Consider the following 12,327-nt stretch of genomic DNA (forward strand, 5'->3'; position numbering starts at 1 on the left):
TTTTTCCCTTTGAACGAGATGCCCACATGACTCCATCCCGACTCAAACCCCTGACCGCCGTGGCGTTCACCGCCCTGTGCGGCGCCCTGCTGCCCGGCCTGGCCCACGCCGCCGCCCCACAACCGGGCAAGGTCTTCAAAGACTGCAAGGACTGCCCGGAAATGGTGGTGCTGCCCGCCGGCACCTTCACCATGGGTACGCCGGAAGACGAAGTGGGCCGCGAGCCCGACGAAGGCCCCATGCATGCAGTGACCTTCGCCAAGCCGTTCGCCATGAGCCGTTTTCACATCACCGCTGGCGAATGGGACAGTTACGTGCGCCAGACCGGCGTGAAGATCGCCAACGGCGACGACCGCCCCGGCCGCGAATGTATCGCCAGCAAGCCACGCTACCCCCAGGGCCCACGCCAGCCGGCAGTGTGCATGGACATGGACGACATCAGGCAATACGTGAGTTGGTTGTCGAAGAAGACCGGGCACACGTACCACATGGTCAGCGAAGCCCAACGCGAATACGCCGCCCGCGCCGGCACCACCGGCCCGTTCCCCTTCCCGTTCGACGAAGGCAAGGGCTACAGCATCGCCCAGCACGCCAACACCTACGGCCCGGCGGACGGCTACAGCTATTCGTCGCCTGTGGGCAGCTACCCACCGAATGCCTTTGGCATGTATGACATGCACGGCAATGTGTATGAGCGGGTGGCTGATTGCGAGCATCCGAACTACGTCGGCGCGCCGACTGATGGCAGTGCCTGGGTGGAGCCCAACTGCGAGGCCTACCAGATTCGCGGCAATGACTGGGGCGAGGCGCCGGTGTTTTCACGCTCGGGCAATCGCAACAATATCTACCCGCAGACGCGCGGGGACTGGATTGGGTTTCGGGTCGTGCGCGAGCTCTAATACCTTGTAGGAGCGAGCTTGCTCGCGAAAAACGTCAACGATGACGCGTGTTCTCTGAATAAACGCGGCGTCTGTGAGATTTTCGCGAGCAAGCTCGCTCCTACAGGGTTCGCGCCCGCCCGTTCAGCCTTGTCTGGCCAACAGCGCCAAGCCTTCATGCAGCGCCGGGAACAGGCTGTTGTTGAAGTTGTTCCAGCGCAACTCAAGGATGGTGTCCTCGGGCGAAATCTCGGTCTTGAGCACGTCGTGGAACACCTCTCCCGAGTCGATGCCGTTATCCACGTAGTGGAATGACGCACCCGTCCAATACAACGGCTCGCACGCTTGAGTCGCTTTGGTCGCCCAGTCGGTGATTGCCTGCCCACGCGCGCCGTACAGCGCATTCCAGGTGGCGTACGCCCCACGGCGTTCGTAAGGCGATTCGAGGCGGGGGATGCCCGGATGAATGTTCATGATGCGCCGCGCAAACGGCGCACCCGGGCGCACCAGTTCGTCGAGGATCACCAACAAACCATCCAGCACCACGATGTCAGCCTTCAGCTCCACCAGGGTGTCATGCAGGCGACGCTCGAAATCCTGCTTGCCAGCGATATGTTCGGCGCTGCCCCGTGGCAGGCGGCGATAGGTGGACGGCACGCTCAGCAGCAGGTCATTGACCAACTTGCCCTGCACACGCAAGTCCGCCGGGTACAGCCACTGGCGACCCGGCTGGTAGGCGAAGCCGTAGTCCGCCACCAACTGCTGGTCCCGCGGGTTTTGCTCATCGTCGTCATACACCACGCCTACGAGGTTGTAAGCCTCGCCCAGCGACGTGTCGTTGAGCGAGCCCACCAGAAACTCCAGCACCGATTTCATATAGCGCTCGTGGTCTTTATAGGCCACCGGCTGCCCCGCCTTGTCGGCGGCGGCATTTCTCAGGGACCAGACATACACCAGGTTCTTTTTCGTCATGTGTTTCGCTCTCGCTCAAAGGGCCACGCACGGCATTGATACACGTGCGCCTACAGAACAAGAACGAACCAGGCCCCGGGCAATTTATCGCTCACTGCCACCGCCCGGCACGCCGCGCTAAATAGTCACGCCACAGCTTCGTTTGTCATGGGTAAGGGTCTGTGTGCCCAGCCCCCTCTTTTTCACTTTCCGGGAAGTATTTATGACCGACCCCAAGCGCGGCGCCTTCAAAGGTTTGCTCGCATTGCTCAGGCCCTTTCGCACCATTGTGACGGTCTCCGTTGCCCTCGGCATGGTCGGCGGCTTGGCCATCACCCTGCTGCTGGCAACCATCAACAATGCTCTGCATTCCGAGGGCGGCATGACACAGGGCGTGGTCCTGACCTTTGCCGCCTTGTGCGTGGTGGCGCTTATCAGTTCGATCATTTCCGACATCGGCACCAACTATGTCGGCCAACGGATCATTGCCGCCCTGCGCAAGGATCTGGGTGAAAAGGTGCTGTCAGCTCCGATCGGGCAGATCGAGCAGTATCGCTCCCACCGCCTGATCCCGGTGCTGACCCACGACGTGGACACCATCAGCGATTTTTCCTTTGCCTTCACCCCCCTGGCCATCGCCGCCACCGTTACCCTGGGTTGCCTCGGTTACCTGGCTTACCTGTCGGTGCCGATGTTTCTGATGATGGTGGTCGCGATCATTGTCGGTAGCGCCGTGCAGTTCATTGCCGGCGGCAAAGGCATTCAGGGCTTCGACCTGGCCCGCAGCCACGAGGATGAATTGCAGCGCTATTACAATGCGATTGCCTCCGGCGCGAAGGAATTGCGCATGCACCGCCCGCGGCGGTTTCGCATGAACACCCATCGCATCCAGGAAACCGCTGACCGCATCAGCGACATCCAGGTGCGCTCGGTCAATATTTATATTCTGGCCAAGACCTTTGGCTCGATGCTGTTCTTCGTGGTCATCGGCCTGGCTTTGGCGATGCAGGCGTACAACCCCAACCCCGACCCTACGGTGATTACTGGCTTCGTGCTGGTGCTGTTGTACATGAAGGGTCCACTGGAGCACCTGCTGGGTTACTTGCCGGTCGTGGGCAAGGCCAAGATTGCCTTTGGGCGCATCAGCGAACTGTCGGAGCGTTTTTCTTCGCCAGAGCCCCACTTGTTGATGGACGACAGTGAAGCGCCAAAGCCGCTGGTCAACAGCCTTGAACTGCGTGGCGTCAGCTACAGCCCACCAGCGGTAGAAGGCAGCCAGCCGTTCCATCTGGGGCCGATCAACCTCAGCATCAAGCAAGGCGATATCGTATTTATCGTCGGCGAAAACGGTAGCGGCAAGACCACCTTGATCAAGCTGCTGCTGGGCCTGTATCCGCCTCAGGCTGGCGAGATTGTGCTCAACGGCACAGCGGTGACCGACCCTGAACGCGACGATTATCGGCAGTTGTTCACTACGGTGTTTTCTGACTACTACCTGTTCGACGATTTGGTACAAGGCAGCGCCGCCCAGTCCCTGGACAGCGCCACCCAATACCTTGAGCGCCTGGAAATCGCGCACAAGGTCAGCGTCAAGGATGGCGTGTTCAGCACCACCGACCTGTCCACCGGCCAACGCAAACGCCTGGCCCTGGTCAATGCCTGGCTGGAGGAGCGCCCGGTACTGGTGTTCGACGAATGGGCTGCCGACCAGGACCCGGCCTTTCGCCGCATCTTCTACACCGAGCTACTGCCGGACCTCAAACGCCTGGGCAAGACCATCATCGTGATCAGCCATGACGACCGTTATTTCGACATTGCCGACCAATTGGTGCGCCTGCGCGCTGGCCAGGTGGTGCATGAAATGGAGCCTGCATGATGCATCGAATATTTTTTCCGGTTTTGCGAAGTAGGAACGTCTCACTAGTGGTAATGAGAACTAACCTCAATAAACACTTAGAATTGCCCACTTAAAACACAGAAGAGAAAGCATCCATGCCAGCACGACTCGGTCTCAGCCCCCTGAGCAAAGCGCTATCCATGCGCCGGGCCCTGAACATCAACCTCTTGCCCAGTGCCCTGGCGCTGGCTGTGTCGATGCCAATTGCAGGTTATGTGCAAGCCCAGGAGATCGAGCTGAATATTCCTGCACAGTCGCTGGGGAGCGCACTGCAGGAATTTGGCCGCCAGACCAATGTGCAAGTGCTCTACAGCCCGGGCGATGTGCAGGGCAAGAACAGCCCCGCCGTCAAGGGCAAGATGCAGCCGCAGCAGGCCATAGCTGCATTGCTGGCCGGTAGCCAGACCACCTATAACCTCAATGGCAATACCTTGACCGTCACTGCTGCTGGCAGTGGTGGTGGGCTGGAGCTGAGCCCGACGCAAGTGACCGCCAACTACCTGGGCAACGTCACCGAAGGTTCTGGTTCCTACACGCCTGGCACGATTGCCACGGCTACACGTTTGACGTTGACCCCACGGCAAACTCCGCAGTCGATCACCGTGGTGACTCGCCAGCACATCGAGGATTTTGGCCTCAACAACATGGATGACGTGATGCGCCATACGCCGGGCATCACCGTTTCCGCCTACGACTCCGACCGCACCAACTACTATTCCCGTGGTTTTTCGGTCAATAGTTTCCAGTACGACGGTATTCCATCGACTGTGCGTAACGTCGGCTATTCGGCGGGCAACACCCTGAGCGACATGGCAATCTACGACCGTGTTGAAGTCCTCAAGGGCGCTACCGGCCTGCTCAACGGTGCCGGTTCCCTGGGTGCGACCATCAACTTGATCCGCAAGAAGCCAACCGCGGACTTCAAGGGCCATGTGCAATTGGGTGCGGGCTCCTGGGACAACTACCGCAGCGAAGTGGATGTCAGTGGCCCCTTGACCGACAGCGGCAATATCCGTGGCCGTGCGGTGGCTGCGTATCAGGACAAGAAGTCCTTTATGGACCACTACTCGCGCAAGACCGAAACCTACTACGGCATCACCGAGTTCGACCTGTCTCCGGATACCATGCTGACGGTGGGCTTCGATTACCAGGACAATATTCCGCAGGGTTCCAGTTGGTCCGGCTCCTTCCCGCTGGTCAACTCCAACGGCAGCATCAACAAAATGCCGCGCTCCTACAACAACGGCACCACCTGGAGTTCGTGGGAGCAAAACACGCGTACCGCCTTTGCCATGCTCGAGCATGACCTGGGCGACGGCTGGGTGACCAAATTCCAGCTCGACCACAAGATCAACAGCTACCACGCCGACCTGGGTTCGATCCAATTCGTCCAGCCGGCAGCCGATGGCACCGCCGAAATCAACGGGCAGAAATACACCGGCGAGACCAAGAGCACCTCGGCCGACCTCTACGCCACCGGCCCTTTCAGCCTGTTTGGCCGCGAGCATGAACTGGTGGTGGGCGGCTCAATCGGCACCTCACGCTGGCAAGGCAAGGGGTACTGGTCGCCGGAATGGCCTGGCGGTAACAAGGTCGATTTCTATAACTGGAACGGCCATATCGCCAAGCCTATTTACGGTCCTGCCCAACAGCACATCGACGACACTATCCGTCAAACCGGGTATTACCTGACCGCGCGTTTCAACGTGATTGACGATCTGAACGTAATCCTGGGTGGGCGCGTGGCCAACTATCACGTGACTGGCAACAACCCTTCCTACAAGGAAACCGGGCGGTTCATTCCTTACGCCGGCGTGATCTACGACCTCAACGACAACTTCTCGGTATACGCCAGCTACACCGATATTTTCCAACCGCAGGAAAGCACCTATAAGGACCGTAACGAGAAGCTGCTGGAGCCGGACGAAGGGCAGAACTATGAGTTGGGCCTCAAGGGCGAGTTTTTCGATGGCCGCCTCAACACCAGCATCGCTTACTTCGAAGTGCATGAGACTAACCGCCCCATCTCGGATGACGCCTACAACAACCAGACACCTGCCCCGAACAACTGGGCGTTCAAGAGTTCCAAGGCCGTCACCAAAGGCTACGAAGCGGAAATTTCCGGTGAGTTGAGCCCAGGCTGGCAACTTCAAGGTGGCTACACCCACAAGATCGTACGAGACGAAGACGACAAGAAACTCTCCACCTTCGAACCCGAGCATCAGGTCAACCTGAACACCACCTACAAACTCAAGGGCGACCTGGACAAGTTCACCATCGGTGGCGGTGTACGCTGGCAGACCAAAGGTTGGAATTCAATCTGGAACGAGCCGCTCAAGAAAGACCAAGACATCACCCAGGAATCCTACTGGCTGGTGGACCTTATGACCCGCTATCAGGTCACCAAGAACCTGTCGGCTACCGTCAACTTCAACAACATCTTCGACAAGTCTTACTACACCAACGTGGGTTTCTATAACTCGGCCGCCTACGGTGAGCCACGTAATGTGATGGTCAGCACGCGCTGGGACTTCTGATTCCACGCGTCAATCGATCAAACGCCCGTTGAGCATCCCATGCTCACCGGGCTTTTTTTTGGGCGTGCAGAAATACTGGCGAAGAGGGATTGGAGCATAAAAAACCCGGACACAGGATCCGGGTTTTTGTGGCTGAGCGGCGGCTTACCTCAACGCCTCTACCAAACTGCTGATGAACACCGCGCTGTCGATAATGCCGTCATGATCGGTCTCAATCATCACTGAGCGCTCGATGCGCCCTTGGCTGATCACCGTTGCCATTTGCTGCTCGATCAGGTCCTTGAAGCGCCCTGCCCGGCTCATGGACGCCCACCAACAAGTGACGGGAGCCTTGATCGGCTTGAAGTCAGCTTGCAGCAAACGCTCACTGAGTGCCCGGTCAACGTCCCAGGAAATCTGCGCCTCATTGCCGCGCAGTAATTCATCCTTGATCACCGTGAAGGCTTCGCCCAAAGACTGTTCAGCCCAGTTCACAAACTCCTGCCATTGTCCCGCTTCATTCTCGGTATCCCGTTGGCATTGCTGCCAGGCGTGTTGGATAGACTCGGCGAACTCAGGAAACATAACCCCCAGCAACGCTGCGCGGCGCTCATTGGCTGAGACCTCGCGAGCGTCCTCGACCACCACCGCGTCCCAATAGTGTTTGACCCACTGCGGCGGCGCAGCGTCAATCCAGCCGACAAACTCCACTTCTCGGCCGGCTTGCTCCAGGCCGTAGGCCACCTCCATCGCCAGGTTGCCGCCCAATGACCAGCCACCCAGACGGAACGCGCCTTCGGGTTGGGCCACCAACAATTGCGCGGTGTAGTCCTCGACCATTACCTGCCATTGCGGCACCGTGGCGCCCTCTTCGGCCAAGGCACGACACATTACCCCGAACACAGGGCGCTGCTCGCGCAAGGCCAGGGCAATCGCGGTGTAGCAATGCACCGAGCCGAAGCTTGGGTGGAACAGGAACAACGGCGTGCCTTGCGTCTGCTGGTTGAGCTTGACGATCAACGAAGACCGGCTATTGCCCAGCAGGCATTTGACCTGCCCCGCCACGGTGGGGTTAAGCATCAATTGGCTGACAGACAGGTTCACGCCGCTGACCTTGCGAATTCGCTCCTTGAGCATCAGCACTCGCAACGAATGGCCACCGAGTTCGAAGAAGTTGTCGTTGAGCCCTACGCGCTCCACCTCCAGCACCTCGCTCCAGACCGCCGCGATTTGCTGCTCCATCTCGCTCACGGGCGCCTGGTATTGCGCCGCACCGTGAGCCTCTGGATTGGGCAACGCCTTACGGTCCAGCTTGCCGTTCGGGCTCAACGGCATCTGCGCCAGCACCACCCACTGCGCCGGGACCATGTAGTCGGGCAACTGCTCGGCCAGGTGTGCAACCACCCCTGCCTTCCACTCTTCAAGCGGCTGTTGCAGCACCAGGTAACCCACCAGGTGGGTACCGTTCACCGCCAGCACCGCGGCTTCGCGGACATTGTCGAGTTCCAGCAGGCGCGCTTCGATTTCGCCCAACTCTATGCGCAAGCCACGCAGTTTGACCTGGTGATCGATGCGCCCGGCATATTCAATCACGCCATCGTCGCGATAACGCGCCAGGTCACCGGTGCGATACAGGCGCGTGCCGCTGCCGAACGGGTCGGTCACAAACCGCTCGGCGGTAAGCGCCGCACGGCGGTGATAACCCCGCGCCAAGCCAATACCGCCCAAATACAGTTCGCCCAGCACACCCACTGGCGCAGGTTCCAGGTTGTCGTCCAGCACGTAGCAGCCCAGGTTGGCAATGGGTCGGCCGATGGGTACGGCGTCGCGACCTTCCTCGACACAGGTCCAGTGGGTTACGTCAATGGCGGCTTCGGTAGGGCCATACAGGTTGTACAACCCGGCGTAGGGCAATTTGGCGAACACCTGTTGCTGGGCATCCGCAGGCAACGCCTCCCCACTGCAAACGATGCGTTGCAGGCTCTGGCATGAAGTAACCGCCGCGTCTTGCAAGAACGCTTGCAACATAGAAGGAACGAAATGCAATGTGGTGACCTGTTGCTCGTTGATCAGCCGTACCAACTTGGCTGGATCACGATGATCGCCCGGTGCCGCCACTACGAGACGTGCGCCGGTCATCAGCGGCCAGAAAAACTCCCACACCGACACGTCAAAGCTGAACGGAGTTTTCTGCAACACGCTGTCGTGTGGCTTGAGCCCATATGCCTGCTGCATCCAGCACAGGCGGTTGGTCAGCGCGATATGGCGGTTGCCAGCGCCCTTGGGCTGACCGGTGGAGCCGGAGGTGTAGATCACATAGGCAAGGTTTTCGCCGTGCAACGGGATATTCGGGTTGTGGCTGCTGAAGGTTTCCAGCCAGGTATCGCCATGTTCCAGCACCAGGGTTTGTACATCGGCAGGAACCTGCAGTTGCGCCAGTAGATGAGCCTGGGTCAACAGCAGTTGCACACCGCTGTCTTGCAGCATGTAGGCCAGGCGATCACGAGGGTACTCGGGGTCCAGCGGCACATAAGCGCCACCGGCCTTGAGCACCGCCAACAGGCCAACCACCATTTCCACCGAGCGCTCCGCCGCCAGCCCCACCAGCACATCCGGGCCAACCCCGGCAGCTATCAAGCGATGTGCCAGGCGATTGGCCCGGGCGTTCAACGCGCTGTAACTCAAGGCTTGCCCCGCGAAAATCAAGGCAGGTGCATCCGGTGTACGCAGCACCTGTGCCTCGATCAGCGTGTGGACCGCTTGATCCAGCGGGTAATCCACCGCAGTGGCATTCCAATCATGCAATACCCACTGACGCTCGGCCTGCGCCACTGAGGGCAACGCGCCAAGGCGTTGACTGCCGTCGCTGGCCAAGGCCAGCAGCAACTGCTGGAAGTGCTCGGCCAAGCGCTGGATATGCGCGCCGCTGAAAGCTTGGCGGGAGTAGTTGAACTCCAAGCCCAGTGTCTGGCCTATAGCCAACAACACGGTCAATGGATAGTGGGTCTGCTCCAGGCTGTGCACTGCGCCAAAACGCAGCCCCGACGGTGCGCCCTGCTCCAGCGCCTCGGACACCGGGTAGTTCTCGAACACCAGGATACTGTCGAACAGCGCTTCTCCACCCAGCCCGGCCCAACGCTGGATCTCGAACAGTGGCGTGTGTTCATGCTCACGCAAGCCAACGTTCTGTTGCTGGAGTTGCTCTAGCCAATGGCTGACCGACATTTGCGCATCCGGCGTCGCCACCACCGGCAGCGTGTTAATGAACAAGCCGACCTGCTGTTCAATGCCACGCAGTTCCGCCGGACGCCCTGCTACCGTGGCGCCGAATGCTACGGTGGCTTGCCCGGTGTGGTGATGCAACAGCAACAACCAGGCGCCCTGCACCAGGGTATTGAGGGTCACCTTGTGACGTTGGGCGAAGGCTTTGAGGTGATCGGTTTGCGCAGCATCCAGGCTCAAGCGATGCTCGCCATTGACCGCCTTGGCCTCATCCACCTCAGCCTCTACGACACCGGCCAGGCGCGTGGGCGCCTGCAAGTTGACCAGTTGCGCCTTCCAAAACGCCTGGCTGACGGCTTTGTCCTGTGCCTGCAGCCAGGCGATGTAGTCACGGTACCGCCCGGTCGGCGCTGGCAGCGGCTCACCGGCATACTGTTGCAACACCTCGCCGAACAGCTGCGAACCACTCCAGCCATCCATCAAAATATGGTGATTGGTGTAAATCAGGTGGTAGCTCGTCGCCCCCGTACGTACCAGCGTCAAGCTCAACAGCGGTGCCTGCTCCAGGACAAAACCCTGGGTGCGTGCCGACTCAGCCAGCTCATCCAGGGCCTGGTTGCAGTCTTTACGGGTCTGCCAATCCAACGCCATGAACGGCAGGCGCACCTGTTTGTAGACCACCTGCAAAGGCTGTTCAAGCTCCGCCTGCCAGACAAAACCGCTACGCAGGATCTCGTGGCGTTGCACCGCCACCTGCCAGGCCTGGTGGAAGCGCGCCACATCCAGGCCCTGCACATCAATGCGCATCTGGTTGATGTAGTCACCCGAACCTTCGCCGTACAGCGATTGGAACAGCATGCCTTGCTGCATGGGTGACAATGGGTACAGGTCTTCGACTTCAGCCACGTTCAGTGCCAAGCCATCCAACTGGTCCTGGGACAACCGCGCCAACGGAAAGTCCGACGGCGTCACGCCCTGATGCGCCGACTCGCAACAATGATCAATCAGAGCCTTGAGTTCCAAAGCATAGTCGTCGGCCAAGCACTTGACGGTTGCTTCACCGAACATCGCCTGGCTGAAACTCCAGTTCAACTTCAGCTCGCCACCATAGACCTGACCATTGATTTCCAGCCAGTTGCCCAAAGGTGCCTGCGGGCTTTGCTCGGCACCGCTGGCATCAGCGGTCGGCGTGAACAGTCCTGGCTGTTCGCCGCTGTCGAAGCTGGCATCGAACTGCCCCAGATAATTGAAGGTGATACGTGGCTGCGGCAAGGCCGCCAACGCCTGTTGCGTTGCAGCATTACCCAGGTAACGCAGGGCACCGAACCCCAGGCCCTTGTCGGGAACGGCTCGCAGCTGCTCCTTGATACGCTTCAGGGAGGCAGCCAGGGAATCGGCCGGTGCCAGTTGCACGGGGTAAAGGCTGGTGAACCAACCGACAGTGCGAGTCAGATCGATGTCATCGAACAGATCTTCGCGGCCATGACCTTCAAGCCGGATCAACATCGAAGCGTCGCCGCTCCAGCGCGTAATAACTCGCGCCAGAGCAGTCAATAGCAGGTCATTGATCTGGGTGCGATAGGCACTCGGCGCGTCGTGCAGCAAGCGCCGAGTATAGGTGGCATCCAGGTGTGTGCTCACACTCAGGGCCAGTTGGTTGCTCAGACTCGCCTGTGGATCGGCACCCGGCAAACCGACCGGGCTGCCCTGCAATTGCGTCTGCCACCAAACCAGCTCGTGTTGTAACGCCGGGCTGTGGGCGTAGGTCTGCAGGCGAGCAGCCCAGGCGCGGGTGGCGCTGGTCTTGGCTGGCAGTGTCACAGGGGCGCCTTGGGCCAGTTGTTGATAAGTGCTTTGCAAGTCTTCAAGCAGGATGCGCCACGACACACCGTCCACCACCAAGTGATGGATCACCAGCAATAAGCGCTGTGAACCGTCGGCCAACTGTGCCAACACCGCACGCAATAACGGGCCTGCGCCTAGGTCGAGACTGCGCTGGGCCTCTTCGCCCAAGGCCTCAAGCTCTTCGACGCTGTTCAATGTGGTTTGCCATAGCACCTGTTCAGCCTGGTGCTGATCCGGACCACGGTAGGCCGCGTTCCAGCCCTGTGCGCCTTCTATAAAGGTGCTGCGCAAGGCATCGTGATGCACGATCAATGCCTGCAGTGCGGCCAACAACAGCGGTACCTGCAACGGCTGGTGCGGTTGCAGCACCGCAGATTGGTTCCAGTGATGACGCTGGGGAATCTCATCGGCAAAAAAACTGTGTTGCACCGGCAACAACAGCAAATCGCCAGTCAGCGGCGACTGATCCATCTGCACCACACCGTCGCCTTCCCTCGCGACCGTCGCCAGGCTCTGCACGGTCTGATGCTGGAACAACTCTTTGGGCGTGAAACGCACACCGGCCTGGCGGGCGCGGCTGACCAGTTGAATTGAAATGATCGAATCGCCGCCCAGTTCGAAGAAATTATCATGCAAGCCCACCTGCGGCAGGCGTAGCACATCGGACCAGATCGCAGCGATCTTCTGCTCCAACTCGCTCTGGGGCGCCACATATGCCTGCTGCATCTGGCTCACATCCGGCAGCGGCAAGCCCTTGCGGTCGAGCTTGCCGTTGGGGGTCAGCGGCATACGCTCAAGGAACATCAAGTGCGTCGGCACCATGTAGTCCGGCAAGCGAGTTTTCAAGGCGCGCCGCAAGGCTTCGCGGCCGTTTGATTGAGCGACAGCATTATCCAGGAGCGTCGGGTCCAGTGGTACTACATAGGCCACCAGTTGCTTACCGGTCGACCCCTCCTGGGCCACCACCACGGTTTCACCGACACTGGCTTGCTCGCGCAAACGCGCTTCGATTTCCCCC

Annotated in this window: 5 protein-coding genes; 3 read left to right on the forward strand and 2 right to left on the reverse strand. The window is 59.8% G+C overall.

Annotation, left to right across the window (positions count from 1 at the left end; translation table 11 throughout):
- Positions 1-26: 26 nt before the first annotated feature.
- The gene (locus tag CER19_RS07175) at positions 27-899 is read left to right on the forward strand and encodes a formylglycine-generating enzyme family protein (RefSeq protein ID WP_116665926.1); all 873 of its coding nucleotides are present in this window, start codon (positions 27-29) and stop codon (positions 897-899) included.
- Between the two features lie 123 nt (positions 900-1,022).
- Here the strand turns inward: CER19_RS07175 and CER19_RS07180 are convergent, their stop codons facing one another.
- On the reverse strand, positions 1,023-1,850 hold the full coding sequence (locus CER19_RS07180) for a formyltransferase family protein (RefSeq protein ID WP_116665927.1): 828 nt from the start codon (positions 1,848-1,850) through the stop codon (positions 1,023-1,025).
- Between the two features lie 202 nt (positions 1,851-2,052).
- Here CER19_RS07180 and CER19_RS07185 point away from each other — a divergent pair, with 202 nt between their 5' ends.
- Positions 2,053-3,705, forward strand: coding sequence for a cyclic peptide export ABC transporter (locus tag CER19_RS07185; RefSeq protein ID WP_116665928.1), 1,653 nt, complete (start codon positions 2,053-2,055; stop codon positions 3,703-3,705).
- Positions 3,706-3,821: 116 nt separating this feature from the next.
- Positions 3,822-6,263 (forward strand): TonB-dependent siderophore receptor, encoded by a 2,442-nt coding sequence (locus CER19_RS07190; protein WP_116665929.1) that lies wholly within the window; start codon positions 3,822-3,824, stop codon positions 6,261-6,263.
- A gap of 144 nt (positions 6,264-6,407) precedes the next feature.
- On the opposite strand, the gene CER19_RS07195 is transcribed toward CER19_RS07190, so the two are convergent.
- Positions 6,408-12,327: non-ribosomal peptide synthetase (locus CER19_RS07195; protein WP_116665930.1), on the reverse strand; the 5,920-nt coding region annotated here is incomplete at its 5' end.

It is taken from the genome of Pseudomonas sp. GL93 (assembly GCF_003408955.1).
GTDB lineage: Bacteria > Pseudomonadota > Gammaproteobacteria > Pseudomonadales > Pseudomonadaceae > Aquipseudomonas > Aquipseudomonas paracarnis.

Bases quoted from the DNA above. Each gene is read 5' to 3' on its own strand.
- CER19_RS07175 (WP_116665926.1), top strand. From the start codon at position 27: ATGACTCCATCCCGACTCAAACCCCTGACCGCCGTGGCGTTCACCGCC.
- CER19_RS07180 (WP_116665927.1), bottom strand. From the start codon at position 1,850: ATGACGAAAAAGAACCTGGTGTATGTCTGGTCCCTGAGAAATGCCGCC.
- CER19_RS07185 (WP_116665928.1), top strand. From the start codon at position 2,053: ATGACCGACCCCAAGCGCGGCGCCTTCAAAGGTTTGCTCGCATTGCTC.
- CER19_RS07190 (WP_116665929.1), top strand. From the start codon at position 3,822: ATGCCAGCACGACTCGGTCTCAGCCCCCTGAGCAAAGCGCTATCCATG.